Source organism: Streptomyces sp. NPDC029041 (assembly GCF_040637515.1).
Lineage (GTDB): Bacteria > Actinomycetota > Actinomycetes > Streptomycetales > Streptomycetaceae > Streptomyces.
Genome location: NZ_JBEZWO010000021.1, coordinates 44,826 through 62,632, shown reverse-complemented (window position 1 = coordinate 62,632; position 17,807 = coordinate 44,826). Strand labels below are relative to the sequence as shown.

Sequence of the window (17,807 nt, the reverse complement as noted above, 5' to 3'; positions counted from 1 at the left end):
CCGGCGAAGACGTCGGCGGGGAAGCCGTTGCCCTGCTGGGTGTACTGCCTGAGCCGCTCAGGGCATCAGCGGCATCAGTCCTTGGGCGTCTCCGCCAGGGTGCGCCAGATCTCGGCGGCCAGGTCGATGTTCGACGTCTGCTGGGCCCGCTCGGCGAGCTCGCGCAGTTGCTGGGCGCCCTGTTGCGCCTGGCCCTCCAGGATCAGTAGCCGGTTGTGCAGCACGTCGAGTCTGATCCGGTCCCGGTAGGTGAGCCGCAGCTCGTCGAGGACGAGTTCGTCGTGCGCCGCCCGTGCGTCGGCGTACCTGCCCTCCTCGAAGGCGAGATGTACCCGCAGTGTCAGCATCTCCTGCTGGTGCACCGGGGTGCCGACGAGGGAGAGGGCGGGCTCGGCCTCGTCCAGGCGCCGGCGGCACTCGTCGAGCTGCCGGGGCGAGGCCTGCAAGTACAAGGAGGCCGCGGCGAGGCGCAGCCGCATCCACAGCACCAGGTCGAGACGGCTGTCGAGCTCCGCCAGGGCCTGTTCCAGCCGTTCGCGCGCGGTGGCCGAGTCACCCTGCCGGAAGGTTACGGTGGCGGCGGCCCACAGCGCTTCGGCGCGCAGCGTGCCGTTGCGCTCCGCCACCAGCTCCACCAGGTCGTCCGCGTGGGCCCGCGCGTCGGAGAGCCGACCGGCTTCCGCCTCCACCGACACCAGCGTCAGCAGGGCCGCGCCCGTGTCCTGGACCGGCAGTTTGTGGTCGTAGGCCAGACGGCATGCCTCCTGCCCGGCCTTGAGGGCCCTGGGGATGTCACCGAGCGTGCGCAGACATCGAGCGAGCTGGGTGCGGGCCCGGCACTGCAGCTCGGGGAGCATCAACTCCTCCGAGGTGCGCACCAGTTCCTCCAGGAGAACGGACTCCTCCTGGCGCGCGCCGCGTCGGGCGTGGGCATCGGCGAGCAGCCAGAGGGCCTGCCAGCGGAGCGTCGGATCGACCGCGGGCGACAGTTCGAGAGCGGCGGCCAGCTTCTGCAGCGCCTCGTCGCCGTCGGCCGACGTGGCCAGGGCGAGTGCCTCGGCGACCGAGCCGACGCTCGGTACGTCGAACTCGCACGGGTCGACTTGGAGCCGCTCGGCGAGGTAGGCGATCACGCGTGCCGTCGGCTGCCGCGCTCCTGACTCCAGCCTGGAGAGATATCCGGTCGACATGTCGTCGCCGGCGAGGGCGGCCTGTGACAGCCCCCGCTCCGTGCGCAGTTCTTTGAGGCGGCGCCCGAAGGCAGGCTGCTCCACCATGTCATTCCACCAGCCGTTCGAGGGATCGGACCCCCACGCTAGCTCGTTGAGTAAAGCTTGGCAAATGCTTGCCACGCGCGCGTAAGCAGGTACTGCCTCATGACAGGGAAAACGGATGGCAAAAACGGAGTGGCGCATCCGTGATGGACCCTGCACTTCCTGCCAACACACCAGTACGAGCACGTTGCCACCGTTTGGCAATCTATTGCCAAACGGTGGCAATCGCTGTTACGTTCCTCTGGCAACACGACGCAGAAAGCGCATTCCCCCACATCCCAGCGCACCTTCAGGCGGTCCTCAGCCATGGAAGAGCTCCACAGCGTCCAGCACCTCGCCACCACCGCGCAGATCGACTGGCCCCGCCAGGACGCCTCCTGACCCCACGTCACCCCACAGCGTGAATCAGCAGCATGAAGGGAATCGATCCATGCCCGAGCTCATCGGAATCGAGCAGTGCGAACAGCTCAGCGCCAAGCAGGTGCAGGCCCTGTACCGGGAGTACGTGAGCCGCAGCCACGTCTCCCTCACCACCACGTTCGGCTTCGGCAAGCAGATGATCGAGAAGGCCGAGGGGGTCTGGCTGTACACCCGGGACGGCGGGAAGATCCTCGACTTCACCGGAGCCGTCGGGGTGCTGAACCACGGGCACAACCACCCGCGCATCCTCGAGGCGCGCAGGCGCTTCGCCGAACGCCACCGGATGGAGGTCCACAAGGCGTTCCTGTCGCCCTACGTCGCCGCGCTCAGCCACAACGTCGGCCGTCTCCTGCCCGGTGACCTCGACATCTCGTACTTCCCCAACTCCGGCGCGGAGGCGAACGAGGGCGCCATCAAGCTGGCGTACAAGTACCACGAGGGCAGACGGCAGACGATCCTGCGCTCGGACATGAGCTTCCACGGAAAGCTCCTCGCCACGGGCAGCCTCACCGGCTCCCTTGAGAACAGCTTCCGCTTCCCCGGCATCCCCAACGTCACGTATCCGTACGGTGACATCGACGCCATTCGCGACCTGGTCGCGCAGCATCGCACCGCCGACGGGGACTGCGACGTCTACGCGATCATGGTGGAGCCGTTCAGCGCCTCCACCATGAACAGCTGGACCGAGAGCGCTCTGCGGGAACTGCGGGAACTGTGCACCCGGGAGGACATCATCCTCGTCTTCGACGAGATCTACACCGGGTGGGGGAAGTCGGGCAGCCTGTTCTACTTCATGCGCTACGACGGCCTCATACCGGACATCCTCACCTACTCCAAGTCGTTCGGCGGCGGCAAGGCGTCCATCTCTGGCTACACCACCCGCGAACCGGTCTTCCGCAAGGCGTACGACCGGCTCAGTGAGGTGATCCTGCACTCCACGACGTACTACGGCTTCGGCGAGGAGACCGCCACCGCGATCGAGGCCGTCAACATCATCGTGGAGGAGGACCTCCCCGGCCGGGCCCGCAAGATCGAGGAGATGCTCACGCACGGACTCCAGGAGATCCAGCGCAAGCATCCCGGCACTGTGCGGCACACCGCCGGCGTCGGCGCCATCCACGGCGTCTTCCTCGACGGCGGGGCCAAACTGCTCGACCTCGCGGGCAAGCTGGCCCCCTCCGGACTGTCGTCCGACCCGAAGTTCCGCACCAAGCTGATCACCAGCGCGGTGATCGCCGAGCTCTACCGCGAGCACAACATCCTCACCTACCTCAGCCCCAACGGCGACAACCCGCTGGTGGTGGCCCCGTCCCTGGTCATGGAACCGGCCGAGGTGGACTACTTCCTGCAGAGCCTGGACGCGACCCTCGCCAAGGGACTGCCGGGCCTGCTCACCAAGTTCGTCCGCGACCGGGTGCTGGCCCGATGGTGAGCCGCAGCGTCCTGATCACGGGCAGCAGCGGCATGCTGGGCCGCAACCTCGTCGCGCGCTTCGCCGCCGACGGCTGGTCCGTGACCGGTCTGGACATCACCCCCGGCCAACCGCCCTCGGGAGTACGGGAGATCACCGCCGACATCCGCGACGCCGAGGCGGTGGAGCGTGCCACGCGGGGCGCCGACCTGATCGTGCACTGCGCGGCGGCTCTGCCGAGCTATCCGGCCGAGGAGATCCGCTCCATCGTCGTGGGCGGCACCCGCACCCTCCTGAGCGCGGCCCGCCGCCTGGAGGTCCCCCGCACCGTCTACATCTCCTCCACAGCCGTCTACGGCCTCCCGGGCGTCGTCCCCACCCCCGAGACGTACCCCTACGCCCCCGTCGACCCCTACAGCCGCGCCAAGGCCGAGGCCGAGGCCCTGGCACTGAGCTTCCGTGAACGGGGCATGCTGCTCCCGGTACTGCGGCCCAAGACCTTCGTGGGGCCTGGTCGCATGGGACTGTTCTCGATGCTCTTCGAATGGGCCGAGGAAGGGCGCAACTTCCCCGTGCTCGGCCGCGGCGACGTACGCATCCAGATGCTCGCCATCGACGACCTGGTCGACGCCGTCGTGCTGGCCGCCACCGCTCCCGCCGCAGCGGCGAACGACACCTTCAACGTCGCCGCCGCCGAATTCGGCACCCTGCGCGAGGACTTCCAAGCCGTCCTCGACGAAGCCGGACACGGCAAACGCATCGTCTCCGTCCCGGCCGGCCCCGCTCTCGCCGCGCTGAAGCTCCTGGAGAAGGCCAAGCTGTCCCCGGTATACGACCGGCTGCTGCACAAACTGCGCGCGGACTCCTACGTCAGCACCGACCACATCCGCGACGTACTGGGCTTCGTGCCCCGCCATTCCAACCGGGACGCCATCCTCGCCACCTACCGCTGGTGGCGCGAACAGCCCCGCGCAACGCGGGCCGCCAAGTCCGGCCGGACGAGCCGGGACCCGTGGCGCCAGGGCGCGCTCGGCCTTGCCAAAGTCCTCTTCTGAGCCGTACCGCTCACCCCCCTGCCTTCCCCCCCTCCTCTCTCTTCTTTCCTCCCCGCTCTCCCTCGCCTTCGTCCGAGGAGACCACCATGTCCGCCGTCGAAACCACGCCCGTGCGCGTACCCCACAGCGCACCCTCACTCCCCACCGCCCCGCTCCCGGCCCCCCGCCGCAACCCCCTCCCACATCTGCTGGCCCTCTCCCGCCCTTACCAGTGGCCCAAGAACCCCCTGGCCGTAGGGCTCGCGCTGCTCACCATCCCCGTCTGGGACGGCGGCACACTGGCCGCCATCGCCTGGTCGACCGGGCTGTTCGTCCTGGCCTCGGTGGCCGTCTACGTCCTCAACGACGTCCTCGACCGGCACCGCGACGGCCTGCACCCCGTCAAGCGCCACCGCCCGCTGGCCTCCGGCCGGCTGCGGGTCGGAACGGCCCTTGTCTTCCTGGCGACGGTGTGCGCGCTCTTCGGCGCCGGCGTCGTGCTCGCCTCCCCGGCCCGCTGCTGGCCCGTGCTCGTCTACCTGGGACTGAACCTCGCCTACAGCCTCCGGCTCAAGCACATCCCGCTCGTCGACGCCTTCTGCGTGGCCCTCGGGTTCGTCCTGCGCACGCTCCAGGGCTACACGGCGACCGGCCAACCGGCGTCCGGCTGGCTGCTGTTGAGCGTACTCGCGGTCTGCCTGCTCATGGTGTTCGGCAAGCGGCGGCACGAACTGGCCCGCGGCAACGCCGCCCACCGGCCCGCGCTGCGCGGCTACACCGTCGCCTATCTAGACCACCTGACCGTCATCAGCGCCACCCTGGCCACCGTCGGCTATCTGCTCTGCATCCGCACGGACATGGCCCTGCACCACGGTACGGCCACGCTGGTCCTGCTCACCGCCCCCTGCGCCTTCTTCGCCGTCTTCCGCTACCTGCAACTGCTGGTCGTCGGACACGGCGGCGCCGACCCCGTCCGCACCCTCTCCGGTGACCCTCTCCTGGTCGGCAGCGGCGTGCTCTGGGGCGCCCTGACCGCCGTATGCCTCGCGGCCCTGCACTGACCTCTCGTCCCCGCACATCCTGAAGGAACCTCAAGCCATGAGTGACACAGGCGACACGGACGAGCTCCCCCTCGTCTCCGTCATCATCCCCAACTACAACTACGGCCGCACCATCGGCATGTGCCTGGACTCCGTGAGCCGGCAGACCTACCCGCGGCTCGAAGTCATCGTCGTGGACGACTGTTCCACCGACGACTCCGCCCGCATCGCCCGCGAGGCCGGTGTCACGGTCCTGAGCACCGGCACCAACAGCGGCGTGGCGGCCACCCGCAATGTCGGTGTCCGGCATGCGGCCGGCGAAGTACTGCTGTTCCTCGACTCCGACGTGGCCCTGGCCCCGGACGCCGTGCACAAGGCCGTGACCCGGCTGCGCGCCGAACCCAGCGCCGGGGCGGTGTGCGGCATCTACGAGCCGGTGCCGCTGATCCGGGACAGCGCGGTCGAGGAGTGCCGCTCGCTCCAGGCCTACTACTGGCGGGAGACGGCGGAGGGCACCGTCACCTTCCTCTTCCCCTCCATCTGCGCGATGTGGCGCCGGGTCTACGACGACGTCGGGCCGTTCGACGCGCGCCTGCGGCAGACCGAGGAGGTGGATTACGGCCTGCGCCTTTCCCAGCGCTACGACCTCATCCTCACCTCCGCCGTCCGCGGCACCCACGACGACGACCACGAGCTGTGGCCCCTGGCCCGCAAGATCTTCACGCGCGGGCGGCTGCGCGTGCCGCTGTACGCCCGCCGGCGCAAGTTCGCCAAGGGCTTCGAGACCGCGTCCCGGGCCTGGGGGAGCCTGGCCGCACTGCTCGCCGTACCGGCACTGCCGCTTGCCCTGTTCCTGGGCCCCGTCGGCTGGCTCGTGCCCGCCGCGCTGCTGGCCCTCTCCCTCGGCTGCGACTTCGGCATGTACCGCTACGTGCGCAAGGCGCGGGGCGTCGGCTTCCTGCTCTTCTTCGTCGCCGTCCAGTTCGTCTTCAATCTGGCGGTCGCCTGCGGAGTGGTGACGGGAGCCCTGCACTGGCTCGTCTCCGAACGGTTCCGGGCGCTCTACGACCGCGACGGCACGCCCGCGGCCGTGCTGCCCGCGGGCTGAGGTACCCCGCCATGGCCATCGAACTGACCCGGCAGCCCGCCTCGCCCACCGGTGGGGCGGGCCCGGAGCCCGCCTCCGTCGCCAAGCCCCGTTGGTGCCGCTACACCCGGCTGCTGCTTGCGGCCGGCACCGGCTGGCTGATCCTCGTCCTCCTCCAGTACCTCCTCAGCGGCCGCTGGTGGGCCATGATGGTGCTCAACCTGGAACCCCCGATCGCCTTCGTCGCCGTACCCCTGCTGCTCCTCGCCGGCACACCGGCCGCCAGGCTCGCCCGGCGCCGGGTGCCACGGCGGCCCGCACGAATCGTCAAAGCCGTGGCCCTGACCGCGCTGGTCCTCGGCTACCCGTGGTCCGGCCTGAACCCGGCCGCCCTGTGGCAGGGCGACGGGGCGGCGCCGCCCGGAACGCTGAAGGTCGTCTCCTTCAACACCCTGGCCTGGGGCAAGAGCACCACCCCGGACCGCTTCTACCAGGCTCTCAAGGCGCGGAACGCCGACGTCTACCTGCTCCAGGAATACGTCTGGAGCGACAAGGACGACGCCAACGAACGCCAGATCGACGACATGGCCCGCATCCGGAAGGAATTCCCCGGCTATCAGGTGGTCGTCCAGGGAGAGCTCGTCACCCTCTCCCGCTACCCGATCACTGCCCGCCCGCCGATCGGCCCGTACAGGGCCACGGCCCGCGCCGCGTCCCCCGACTGGTACCGGGTCTACCGGACGGGAAAGGTGCTGCGCACCGACATCCGGGTGGGCGGCCAGGCCGTATCCCTCTACAACGTGCACATCCCGGTCCAGGTGGACATGCGGCAGAGCTTGCTGTCCCCGGCCTTCTACCGGACGATCCACGACCGTGAGGCGGCCCGCCGCGCCCAGTACAAGGGGCTGCTCGACGACATCCGAGCCAACCACAACCCCCTCCTGGTCGCCGGGGACTTCAACACCACCGCCGCGATGGGCGATCTGCGGCCGCTGCGCTCGGCCCTCGACGACGCGGCCGACCACGGCGGCTCGATCTGGCCCACCTCCTGGAACGAGCAGGGGTGGCTCAGGCTCTGGCGGCTCGACTGGACGTTCACCTCGGCGGGCCTGGACGTGGCCCGGCACGCGCTCACCGCGCTGCCGGAGGTCTCCGACCACCGCCTCCAGGAGACCGTCGTGTCGGTGAAGGCGTCCCGATGATCCGGCGCCTGGCCAGGGCGGCCGTGGCGGCGGTGTTCCTCGCCGCCGCGGCCCTCGGAACGGGAAGCGTGCTGTGGGGGCACGGCGGTGACGTCCTGGCGATGTTCACCGGGCCCCGGGCCGTGGCACTGCTCGCCGGCGCGCTGCTGTTCAAGATGGTGGGCCAGCTGGCGGGCTGGGCGTCCTGGCAGGCCGGGCTCACCGCACTCGGCTCACCGCTGCCCGCCCGGCGAAGCGTCCGCATCTACTTCCTGGCCCTGCTCGGAAAGTACATCCCCGGCCCGGTCTGGGGCGTGCTCGCCTATGTCCGCCTGGGCGGGGCGGCCGGCATCGCGGGGGGCCGGATGGTGAGCGCCTATCTGCTCAACACCGTGGTGGTGCTGCTCACCGCCGCCGTCATGGGTCTGCTGTGCGTCCAGGGGCCGGGGGCCGGGGGCCTGTGGCTCGTGGCCGTGGTGCCGCTCGCCCTGGCGGTGCTGTGGCGCCCGCGTCTGTTGTTCCGCCTGACCGCCGGGGCGGCCCGGCTGCTGAAGCGCAAGCCGCCCGCCGGGGAGTTCTCCGACAGCGGCGTACGCCGTGCGATCGCACTGGAGACGCTGTGCTGGGCGGTCTCCGGGCTGCACCTGTGGCTGATCGCCGTCCTGCTCGGCGCACCGGCCGGGCGCGCACTGTCCGTCTGCGTAGGGGCGTTCGCCCTGGCCACAGTCGCGGGAGCGCTGACGCTGGTCGTGCCCGACGGGGCGGGCACGCGCGAACTGGTCCTGCTGGGTGCGCTGTCCGCCGTGCTGCCGTGGGCCGAGGCGGGGGCGGCGGCGCTGGCCAGCAGGGTGTGCTGCACGCTGGCCGAGCTGCTCGGCGCGGGTGGGGCAGTGCTGCTGACCCGCCTCCACACCACCGAAAAGACACCGAGGTTCGCTGTCCCGCGACACCGCGAGCACGAAGGAGTGACATGACCCATCAGCGACGGACCCTGGTCGCAGGCGGAACGGAGGTGTCGGCCCTCGGCCTGGGCACCTGGGCGCTCGGCGGGCCCTCGGCAGCGGGGGACCAGCCTCTCGGCTGGGGTGCCCGGTTCGACAGGGCCGAGGCCGCGGAGGTGTTCCGGGCCGCCTTCGACAGCGGGATCACGCTCTACGACACGGCCGACGCCTACGGCACCGGCACGGCCGAGCGGCTCATCGGCGACACCCTCGCGGGCAAGCGCGACCAGATCACGATCGTCTCCAAGTGGGGCAACACCATCGACGAGGAGGCCCGTCGGCTCACCGGCCAGAACGCCACCCCCAGCTACGTCCGCGAGGCCCTGACGGCCTCCCTGCGCCGCTTGCGCACCGACTACCTCGACCTGTACCTGCTCCACCTGTCCGGTCTTCCCGTGGCCGAGGCGGAGGAACTCCTGGGAACCCTGCAGGACTTGGTGACGGAGGGAAGCATCCGCGCCTACGGCTGGTCCACGGACGAACCGGAACTCGCCGCCGCCTGGGTGGGACAACCGGGCTTCGGGGGCCTGGAGTTCGAGATCAACGTGGTGCACGACTCGCCCGCCCTCGTCGACATCTGCGAGCGCAACGACATCCCCGGCCTCGCCCGGGGCCCGCTGGGCACCGGCCTGCTGACCGGCGCCCACCCCGCCGGTTCCCGCATCACCGACGAACAGGACTTCCGCCGCCGCTCCCCGGACTGGCTCAACTACTTCCAGGACGGCTACCCCGTCCCGGAACTGGCCCGGGCCCTGGACTCCGTCCGCCACATCCTTGCTTCCGGCGGGCGCACCCTCGCCCAGGGCGCTCTGGCCTGGCTGTGGGCGCGTTCGCCTTCGCTGATCCCGATCCCCGGTGCCCAGACGGTGGCTCAGGTCAAGGAGAACGCGGCGGCGATGGACCACGGACCGCTCACGCAGGACCAGATGAGGGAGATCGACGCACTGCTGACGCCAGGCTGAGCACCCGAACGAGGAGGCGGCACCCCCGGCGGTACTACCCACACTCCTCGATCGCCCCGCGCAGATGCCGTACCGCTTCGCGCACCGCGCCGTCCGCGAGGTTGCCGTAACCGAGGACCAGGCCGTGATCGGCATGGTCCTCGGTGGCGTGGTAGGCGGTGAGGTCGGCGATGCGCAGTGACCGGGCGGCTGCCGCCGTGACCACGGCCGCGGTGTCCATGGTGGGCGGCAGGCGGAGGATGAGGTGGAGGCCGGCCGCGATGCCGGAGACCGGGGCACCGGGCAGCTGGTCGGCGAGGGCTTGGACGAGCGCGTCACGGCGCTTGCGGTACCGCGTCCGGCAGGCGCGCAGATGGCGGTCGTACGCACCCGACTCCAGCAGTTCGGCGAAGGCGAGCTGATCGAGTGTCGGGGGCTGGGTCGCCGCCTGGTCCGACCGGTGCAGGTACCGGGTCCAGCGGGGCGGAACCACGAGCCACCCGATGCCGAGCGCCGGGGACAGTATCTTGCTGAGCGACTTGAGCAGGACCACGCGAGACGGGTCCATTCCTTGCAGTGCCGCGACCGGACGACGGTCGTAGCGGAACTCCGCGTCGTAGTCGTCCTCCAGTACGACTCCGTCCACCTGGCGAGCCCACCGCAGCAGAGCGGCGCGCCGCTCGGGGGCGAGCACGCTGCCCAGCGGGAACTGGTGCGCCGGGCTCGTCAGCACCGCCCGAAGTCCGGTGTGTGCGGCGAGTTCGTCGACGCGCAGGCCCCCGCCGTCCGTGCGCACGGGCACCGGCTCCAGACCGGCGGCGTGGATCACCTCCCGCAGCCGTGTCCAGCCAGGTTCCTCACAGCCGACCGCGGTGATGCCGTCGGCGCGCAGGGCATGGCAGACACGCCGTACTCCGTCGGTCACGCTCGTGCACACCATCACATCCTCCGGGGCCGCCACGACGCCGCGGGAGCGGGCCAGGTACGCGACGAGCGTCCGCCTCAGCCGGAGGTGGCCGCCGGGCGGCGGGTACCCGAACTCCGCGAACGCCGTGGTCGTCACCTGTGCCCGTACTGCCTCGGCCCACCGGCGGCGTGGAAACGCGCGCAGGTCCGGCAGACCCGGCCCGAGGTCGAAGCGCGCCTCGGGAGCCTGTCGCGGTGCGCGGCGCCCGGAGCCGGCGTCCAGGGCGCTCGTCCAGCGCACCCGGGTGGCTGAGCCGGTCTGCGCCTCCAGATATCCCTCGGCGATGAGCTGGCTGTACGCCTCGGTGACCGCCCAGCGCGAACAGCCGAGGTCGGTGGCGAGCTGCCGACTGGGCGGCAAAGCGGTGCCGACCTCGATCCGCCCGTCCCTGATCGCCGTCCGCAGCGCCCGCTTCACCCGCTCGTGCAGCGGTCCGTCACCGGGCCGCCCCAGGTGAAGCAGAAGATCGCCTGCCAGATTGGTCTGTGATTCCCGCATGCCATTGGACAGTAGCAGCGGGCCATTGCTCGCTACCTTCGATACCTCGACAAGTGCGGGTACATGAAGGAGGCCGTCGTGGCCACAGTGAGGCGCTCGGTGCCGATCCAGGACCAACACCAGATGTTCCGGAGCGTGTTCGAGGACTGGCAGACCAGGGCCGGTGCCCTCTCGGCCCTGCCGGACGCACCGGTCGTGCCGGACGACGCCCGGCAGAAGCAGACCGCCTGGCGTCGGATGCGCACCCACTTCGCACGGCCGGGAGCCCGCCGAGCCGTCGCCATCGACTGGCCTGCTGCCTGAAGCGCTGCCGTCGCCCCGTTGTCTTCTTCGCGGTCCTGCAAGAGGGCCGCTGGCCTCCGGGCCCGGTATGGCTGTTGCCCCTTTTTCGATGGGGTGACCTGGGGGTGGTGTCACCGGGCCCGAGGGGTGCCGTCACAGACGCTGATCAGAGGTCCGGCCACCGCCTGGCCCGGCGCCATGCCGGGCAGCTCATGGGCGGCAGGTCTGCATAACGTGGATGCGCGCGAACGGCACCGCCGCCGAGGCCGGCACGGCATCGACGCATGTGGGGGCACGGTGGTCGACATCGACGCAACGGGCTTTTTCCTCGGCCTGGACGTCGGCAAGAGCAGCCACCATGGCCACGGACTCACCCCGGCCGGGAAGAAGGTCTTCGACGAAGCCCTGCCGAACGGCGAACCCCAGCTGCGGGCCGTCTTCGACAAGCTCAGGGCCAAGTTCGGCACCGTCCTGGTGGTCGTGGACCAGCCCGCCTCCATCGGCGCCCTCCCGCTGACCGTCGCCCGCGACGCCGGCTGCAAGGTCGCCTACCTGCCCGGACTCGCGATGCGCCGGATCGCCGACCTCTACCCGGGCGAGGCCAAGACCGACGCACGCGACGCGGCCGTCATCGCGGACGCCGCCCGCACCATGCCCCACACCCTGCGCTCTCTCGAACTGGCCGACGAGATCACCGCCGAGCTGACGATGCTGGTCGGCTTCGACCAGGACCTCGCCGGCGAGGCCAACCGCACCTCCAACCGCATCCGCGGCCTGCTCACCCAGTTCCACCCCAGCCTCGAACGCGTCCTCGGCCCCCGCCTGGACCACCCCGCCCTCACCTGGCTCCTCGAGCGCTAGGGCTCTCCGCAAGCACTGCGGAAAGCCGGCCGCCGCAAACTCATCGAGGCTGTCCGGCCCAAGGCACCCCGCATGGCTGAACGGCTGGTCAAGGACATCTTCACCGCCCTCGACGAACAGACGGTCATGGTTCCCGGCACCAACACCCTGGACCTGATCGTGCCTCCCTGGCCAAATCCCCGGCCGCCGTCCACGAACAACGCCGGGCACTGGAGGCCCAGTCGAGGCCCTGTTGGAGTCCCGCCCTCTTTCTCAGGTCCTGACGTCGATGCCCGGCATCGGTGTCAGGACCGCCGCAGTCCTCCTGACCACCGTCGGCGACGGCAGCAGCTTCCCGAGCGCCGCCCACCTTGCCTCCTACGCCGGCCTCGCCCCCACCACCAGACAGTCAGGCTCCTCGTTCCACGGCGAACACGCTCCAAGGCGGGAACCGGCAGCTCAAACGCGCAATGTCCCTCTCCGCGTTCGCTGCTTTCCACGACCCCGCCTCCCGCACCTACTACGACCGGGGTAGGCCGCAAACGGGACAAGGGTGCGCCACTGATCTCTGGCGCGGCATACCTCGACCGCCGGCCGCCCTTCAGGGTGGCCGGCGATCCCTAGATACGGCGACGGATGGACGGTTCAGGACCTGTTGCTCTCTGTAGGGTGAACCGCGCCTTTCGAAGCCGGGAGGTGCTCATGCCAAAGCGCGAGCACAACTCCCGTCCCCAAGCGACGCATGCAATCGACGCCGAGGGTGGTGGCTCCCTGCAGAGAGGGCAGCCGTTGACGGTGCACACCACGGCCGTGTTGCTGGTCTTCGGGGCTGATCCGGAGCTCGGAGACCCAGACAGACGGCCGCACACCCATGGACATGGCCAATCACTACGGCCACGACCTGGCCGTGAATCTGCTGCAGGCCCACATCAGCAGACGAGCCGCCGATAACAGATGAGGGTGCAGGCGATGCTCGTGCAGGCGAGGAAGTGCTCGGCCTTTCGCTCATAGCGGCAATGGAGGCGGCGGCAGGCGGCGAGCCAGGACATGGTTCGCTCGATGGTCCAGCGGTGGCGTCACCTCGGTTCCCCACCTCCGTCGTCCGACATGCGCCGAGGAGCCGCAGGGAAGGGCCGACCTGGCCAACCGGTCCGGATTCGGCACCCCGTACGCTCGTCCGTTAACCGGCCGACGCAGACTGGCGAGGGAGTAGGAGCGCATGACAGGGGACAGGGACTCACGCGGGCTCGCGGCAGGAGCCGACCGAGCAGCCCAGCCTGCCGAGAACGCCCACCCCCGGCCCCGTACGGGACCCATGCACTGGCTTCTGTTCAACACCACGTGCGTTGCAGCCTCGGTGAGCCTGATGTGGCTCGCGCCGGTGATCCCGCTGCCGGGCCTGCTACGCGGCGCGGCCTTCCTCGTCTCTGCGTTGCTAATACCCCTGGCGCTGGTCCTAGTGCCACCCCTCTTGCTCCGCCACATCCCTCACAAGAAGCCGCCGAAACTGGCCATCGTCGCCCTCACCGTTGCCCTCGTGGCCGCAGTCGTAGTGGCGATCATCACCCGCCAGGCCGGCAACGAGCGGGCGCTGCAGGAACGCGGCCGGTGGGCAGAGGCAGTCGTGATCGAGGTCGAGAACCGCAAGACCGACAAGTGCACGCTCCGCACCGGCGACGGCCGGGAGATCTCACCTCAGCTGTCGGAGGGCGACGGCTGCGAAGCGGATTGGGTTGAGCCAGGCGACAAGCTGCGCGTGCTGTACGACCCCAAGGGTGCAGCCGGTCCGGTGGAGGACGTGGAGCTGGAACCCGGCTCAGACCACGGGGCGATCGGCGGCCTGGCAGCGCTGATCATCGCGACAGGCACGTGGGGCTGTATACGGCTGAATCGGCGGGACAACGAGTAAGACGCCGTTTTTTATGGCCTGATCATTGAGCTTCTTCAGCGTTGCAACTCCAGTGTGAGGACGGCCTTGGCGATTGACGTCATGCGGTTGGGACTGCATCGGGACCTGCGGAAGATCCGCCAGGACTTCAGGCGGGCGACTCCGCGTTCGACGGGTGCGCGCGCTGCGGCCAGGGCACGGTTGCGAGTCTTCTCGGTGGGAGTCAGTTCTTCAGGAGCCTGCGTTTGATGCCCGTAGTCAGCCACGGACCGGCGCCCTGGTAGGCGAGATCGGCCACGATCGGAACGCCCTGGCGCTCGCAGATCCGGATGATCCGGTGGGCGCGGGCAGCGGTCAGGTCGTGGGTGCGGCCCGGCAGGGCGGGGGAGAGCCACAACAGCCGGCCGCCTGGATCGGTGACGACCTGCACGTTCACGCCGTGGCGCCGGTGTTTGTGGGAGTAGTCGGCCCGGCCGTCGCCGACCCGGTCGCACTCGGCGAGAGTGCCGTCGAGCAGGACGAAGTCGGGATCATGCTCGCGCAGCGTCTTCAGCAGACCCGGTGCACGGGCGGCGAGAGGTCGACGACTGCGCTGGTGTAGGCATGCACGGTGGACTCGCTGATCCCGAACCCGGCAGCGATCTTCGCCAGAGTGATGTGCTCGCGCAGGTACACCGGTGCCACCATCGCTCGCTGGGACGGACGGAGCTTGCAGCGCCGGTCGCCCTCACGGGTGACGATCAACATGGTGACCCAGTCCACGAGTGCATGCGGCAGGTCAAGTGCGGCAGGACGGACGACCACCGAGGCCCCCGAGCAACGTGATTGAGAAGTCAGACATCTCGATCAACAGCCCGGGGACCTCGCTCGTTGCGCTGCACGGGCCGTCACCCGATCGGTGGCCACATCGAAGAAGCTCAGTGGTTGTAGCCTCGGGCAGGGTGCTACCACCTGTGACTAGATCTTGCTCTGCACCCAAAGGGCGCTCTGCCTCATACCCCTTGGACAGATCATCCCCGAGTGACCCGGAACTGATCCGTCAGGCACCGTTAACGGGAGGGAATGGGTCGCCGACATGGGGCGCCACGACGACGATGCCGCCGGTCTCGTGGACGAGACCGACGACATCAAGGAGGTGGTCCGGCGAGCTCGGCAGTGCTGCTCTCAGCAGTGCCGCAGACCGCGCGCGCTCGGATCGGCGTCGAACGAGGACGGTGTGTTGACCCAGTCCGCCGGGACGTAGCCCCACCCGTCGTAGCCAGGAGCGGTCCAGTCACCCTTGGTGTGGTACCAGGTGGTGTTGCCGCCGCCGTGCAGTCCACCATAGGTCCAGCAGTCGAACCAGCTGAAGGTGGAATAGAGCTGCCCCGTTATGTTCGCTTCGTGATAGGCGCCCGAGCGCAGAATGGCGGGGGCTCCGTTCCCGCACCACAGCCGGCCGTCGCTCGCCCGAACTCCGCACTCGGCGCTGGCAGCGGCACTGGCCGAAGGGGCGGCGATCACACCGCCCGCCGTCAGGGCGAGGGCTGCCATCCAGAGGGAGAGATACTTCCTGGTCCTGGTCATCCACTGTCCTTTTCTCACTGGTTTTCGAGTTCGACCGAAAGGCGCCGGGTGCCTGCCCGGCTCTTCCCGCAGGCCCTTCGCAGCACCGTGATGCACTGCTCAGCACTGCGCGACGCCGGGCAGTTGGTTGTCCGGACTGCTTATGTAGATGTTGCAGACATAGCCCCCGTACTGAGGCAGGTAGGCCCGTGCATGTTTTCTCCCTGGGTCCAGGTGCTGAGGGCTTCCGCAGAGGGGCGCTGTGCCGTGGCGCCCGTGCTGTGACCTGACCGATGCGCTAACGGCCCTCGCTTCAGCCGCCGTAGCGGTGCAGGGGACGCCCAGCCGGCGCCTCGAACTGTAGGGGCGGACCCGGGACGTTGCGACCCTGACAGATGTCAGGGCCACGTTCAGATGCTGGCGCGCGCCATGGTCCCGCCAGGCCGCCTGGCCTGGGTCACTTAAGGGCTGATCAACTGGCTGCACGTCCCGCTGCCCTGTACCCGAACGGCAGGATCGGCGAGAAGCTGCTCTGAACTTTGACCCGGCCGGATCTCCTCGCGCCAGCGGCAGTCTCATCGTCCTCCAGGTCGCCCGCCTGAAGTCCTGGCGGATCTTCCGCAGGTCCCGCTGCAGCCCCAACCGCATGACGTCAATCGCCAAGGCCGTCCTCACCCTGGAGCTGCAACGCTGAAGAAGCTCATTCGTTGAGCCATGCATGACGGATCTGGTTGAGCGGTTGGTGCCGGACGAGTTGTGGATGCTGTTCCGGCGGACGGTGCCGCCGACGGAGGTCATACGTCCGCAGGGCGGCGGGCGACGTCGGGCCGGTGACCGTGAATGCCTTGCGGCGATCATCTTCGTGGCCGCATCTGGCTGCACCTGGCGGCAATTGCCCCCGCTGTTCGGGCCGGCCTGGCCGACGGCACCGACGCTTCGCCCAGTGGAGCCAGGCACGGGTGTGGGCCAGGCTCCACCGCCTTCTCCCGGATGAACTCGGTGCCAGAGGTGAGCTCTGGTCGTGTTGCGCGATCGACTCCGTCAGCGTCCGGGCGGCAAAAGGGGGCCCTGGCGGGACCGGATCCGACCGACCGCGGCAAGAACGGATCCAAGATCCACCTGATCACCGATCGAAACGGACTGCCACTGTCGCTTGGCATCTCCGGCGCCAGTATGCACGACAGCCTCGGCCTGAAACCGCTGGTCCAGGGCATCCCACCCGTCCGCTCCCGACGCGGGCCGCGCCGCAGGCGCCCGGCCAAGCTCCACGCCGACAAGGGCTACGACTACGACCACCTGCGCCGATGGCTCGCCCAACAGCGCATCCGTCATCGGATCGCCCGCAAGGGCATCGAGTCCGCCACGCGGCTGGGCCGCCACCGCTGAGTCGTCGAGAGGACGGTGTCATGGCTGGCCGGCTGCAGACGCCTGCACCGCCGCTACGAACGCAAGGCCGAGCACTTCCTCGCCTTCGTCGGCATAGCCGCAGCCCTCATCGGTTACCGCCGACTCACTAATTGAAACGACGCCTAAGAGCGCACGCGGACAGGCGGCGTGAACCTGGACGCTGGGTACGACTCCGCCGGTACTCGCACCGAACTGGAGCGGCGAGGACTGCACGGACTGATCGCCCACAAGGGCGAGAAGGCACCGATCCAGACCAGCCGGAGGTGGCATGTGGAGCGTACTCATGCCTAGCAGAACGCCTTTCACCGCCTGGCCAGCTGCTACGAACGCCGCACCAGCGTGATCAGCGTCTTCTTCGACCTCGATACCGTCATCACCGTCCGCAGCCTGATCCGACAGGCGTGGACCACTCACCGCTGGGACGATCGACCCCGGCGCCGCCGGTGACTCAACTCCTCTCCTGCGGCTCCCCATCCGTCTGCTGCACACCGTCCAGATCGTCGGCGTAGTGCTCGATCGCCCGCCGGTAGTCCTGCACCCGACGGTCGCCGCTGGTGGCAGCCAGCGTCTTCAGCAGCAGCCGCACCGCTTCCCGGCCTTCACCCTGGTTGTACAACGCCATGGCCAGGAAGGCTTGCAGGGCCGGGTCGTCGGGGAACTCATCAAGCCCGCGCCGCAGCGTCTGTGCGGCCACTCCGTAGGAGCCCAGGACCCGGTGAGTGCTCCCCAGCCCGAGGAAGGCCCCGTGCCGATCTTCGGGAGACAGGCCCGCACCGACCAAAGCCCGCTCATAGAACGGGACGGCTTCACGCTCCAGACCGAGAACATCGTGCACCCAGGCCGTCTGATAGGCGATCTCGGCATCCTCCGGATACCGCTCGGCCAGCTCCACCAGTTGTTCCCGGGCCTGCCCTGTTCCCGCAGCTGTACCGCTCGCGTCAGCGCCGCATCCCTCTCACGATCATCACTCATGCCGCCCACGGTGTCACAC

12 protein-coding genes and 8 pseudogenes are annotated in these 17,807 nt (G+C 69.4%); 14 read left to right on the top strand and 6 right to left on the bottom strand.

The window, feature by feature from the left end; all coding sequences use genetic code 11:
• Positions 1 to 74: 74 nt before the first annotated feature.
• Positions 75 to 1,277: a helix-turn-helix domain-containing protein gene (locus AB0F04_RS35325; RefSeq protein WP_362049686.1), complete on the bottom strand. Its 1,203-nt coding sequence runs from the start codon at positions 1,275 to 1,277 to the stop codon at positions 75 to 77.
• A 427-nt stretch (positions 1,278 to 1,704) separates the two neighbouring features.
• Between AB0F04_RS35325 and AB0F04_RS35320 the strand changes: the two genes are divergently transcribed.
• The 7 genes from AB0F04_RS35320 (at position 1,705) to AB0F04_RS35290 (ending at position 9,410) form a co-directional block, all read left to right on the top strand.
• The gene (locus tag AB0F04_RS35320) at positions 1,705 to 3,126 is read left to right on the top strand and encodes an aminotransferase class III-fold pyridoxal phosphate-dependent enzyme (protein WP_362049683.1); all 1,422 of its coding nucleotides are present in this window, start codon (positions 1,705 to 1,707) and stop codon (positions 3,124 to 3,126) included.
• Entirely contained in the window at positions 3,120 to 4,160 is a 1,041-nt protein-coding gene (locus AB0F04_RS35315) for an NAD-dependent epimerase/dehydratase family protein (protein ID WP_362049680.1), read from the top strand. Before AB0F04_RS35320 ends, AB0F04_RS35315 begins: the two co-directional genes overlap by 7 nt.
• An 86-nt stretch (positions 4,161 to 4,246) precedes the next feature.
• A complete protein-coding gene (locus AB0F04_RS35310) occupies positions 4,247 to 5,200 on the top strand; it encodes a UbiA prenyltransferase family protein (protein ID WP_362049677.1) in 954 nt (317 codons plus the stop codon).
• A gap of 37 nt (positions 5,201 to 5,237) precedes the next feature.
• On the top strand, positions 5,238 to 6,287 hold the full coding sequence (locus tag AB0F04_RS35305) for a glycosyltransferase family 2 protein (protein ID WP_362049674.1): 1,050 nt from the start codon (positions 5,238 to 5,240) through the stop codon (positions 6,285 to 6,287).
• A gap of 11 nt (positions 6,288 to 6,298) precedes the next feature.
• The gene (locus AB0F04_RS35300) at positions 6,299 to 7,468 is read left to right on the top strand and encodes an endonuclease/exonuclease/phosphatase family protein (RefSeq protein ID WP_362049671.1); all 1,170 of its coding nucleotides are present in this window, start codon (positions 6,299 to 6,301) and stop codon (positions 7,466 to 7,468) included.
• Positions 7,465 to 8,421, top strand: coding sequence for a hypothetical protein (locus AB0F04_RS35295; RefSeq protein WP_362049668.1), 957 nt, complete (start codon positions 7,465 to 7,467; stop codon positions 8,419 to 8,421). Before AB0F04_RS35300 ends, AB0F04_RS35295 begins: the two co-directional genes overlap by 4 nt.
• A complete protein-coding gene (locus AB0F04_RS35290; RefSeq protein WP_362049665.1) occupies positions 8,418 to 9,410 on the top strand; it encodes an aldo/keto reductase in 993 nt (330 codons plus the stop codon). The genes AB0F04_RS35295 and AB0F04_RS35290 overlap by 4 nt, the downstream gene beginning before the upstream one ends.
• 34 nt (positions 9,411 to 9,444) lie before the next feature.
• Here AB0F04_RS35290 and AB0F04_RS35285 read toward each other — a convergent pair whose 3' ends face one another.
• Entirely contained in the window at positions 9,445 to 10,854 is a 1,410-nt protein-coding gene (locus tag AB0F04_RS35285) for a PLP-dependent aminotransferase family protein (RefSeq protein ID WP_362049662.1), read from the bottom strand.
• 78 nt (positions 10,855 to 10,932) lie between these two features.
• Between AB0F04_RS35285 and AB0F04_RS35280 the strand changes: the two genes are divergently transcribed.
• From AB0F04_RS35280 to AB0F04_RS35270, 3 genes and pseudogenes are all read left to right on the top strand, one after another.
• Positions 10,933 to 11,157 (top strand): hypothetical protein, encoded by a 225-nt coding sequence (locus tag AB0F04_RS35280; protein WP_362049659.1) that lies wholly within the window; start codon positions 10,933 to 10,935, stop codon positions 11,155 to 11,157.
• Between the two features lie 276 nt (positions 11,158 to 11,433).
• Positions 11,434 to 12,512, top strand: a pseudogene (locus tag AB0F04_RS35275) (IS110 family transposase); the annotation flags it as partial.
• Between the two features lie 202 nt (positions 12,513 to 12,714).
• A pseudogene (locus AB0F04_RS35270) lies at positions 12,715 to 12,934 on the top strand (ankyrin repeat domain-containing protein); the annotation flags it as partial.
• On the opposite strand, the pseudogene AB0F04_RS35265 reads toward AB0F04_RS35270, so the two are convergent.
• A pseudogene (locus AB0F04_RS35265) lies at positions 12,906 to 13,149 on the bottom strand (transposase); the annotation flags it as partial. The pseudogenes AB0F04_RS35270 and AB0F04_RS35265 overlap by 29 nt on opposite strands.
• Before the next feature lie 142 nt (positions 13,150 to 13,291).
• Here AB0F04_RS35265 and AB0F04_RS35260 point away from each other — a divergent pair.
• Complete coding sequence (locus tag AB0F04_RS35260) at positions 13,292 to 13,885, top strand: hypothetical protein (protein ID WP_362049656.1); 594 nt, start codon at positions 13,292 to 13,294, stop codon at positions 13,883 to 13,885.
• Between the two features lie 35 nt (positions 13,886 to 13,920).
• Here AB0F04_RS35260 and AB0F04_RS35255 read toward each other — a convergent pair.
• Together AB0F04_RS35255 and AB0F04_RS35250 are read right to left on the bottom strand one after the other, a co-directional pair.
• Positions 13,921 to 14,668: pseudogene (locus AB0F04_RS35255) on the bottom strand (transposase family protein).
• A gap of 360 nt (positions 14,669 to 15,028) precedes the next feature.
• On the bottom strand, positions 15,029 to 15,430 hold the full coding sequence (locus AB0F04_RS35250; protein ID WP_225890818.1) for a hypothetical protein: 402 nt from the start codon (positions 15,428 to 15,430) through the stop codon (positions 15,029 to 15,031).
• 568 nt (positions 15,431 to 15,998) lie between these two features.
• Here AB0F04_RS35250 and AB0F04_RS35245 point away from each other — a divergent pair.
• The 3 pseudogenes from AB0F04_RS35245 to AB0F04_RS35235 form a co-directional block, all read left to right on the top strand.
• A pseudogene (locus AB0F04_RS35245) lies at positions 15,999 to 16,103 on the top strand (IS5/IS1182 family transposase); the annotation flags it as partial.
• 24 nt (positions 16,104 to 16,127) lie between these two features.
• Positions 16,128 to 16,930: pseudogene (locus tag AB0F04_RS35240) on the top strand (IS5 family transposase).
• 33 nt (positions 16,931 to 16,963) lie between these two features.
• Positions 16,964 to 17,263 (top strand): annotated as a pseudogene (locus AB0F04_RS35235) (IS5/IS1182 family transposase); the annotation flags it as partial.
• 1 nt (position 17,264) lies between these two features.
• Here the strand turns inward: AB0F04_RS35235 and AB0F04_RS35230 are convergent.
• Positions 17,265 to 17,788: pseudogene (locus tag AB0F04_RS35230) on the bottom strand (tetratricopeptide repeat protein).
• Positions 17,789 to 17,807: the final 19 nt, after the last annotated feature.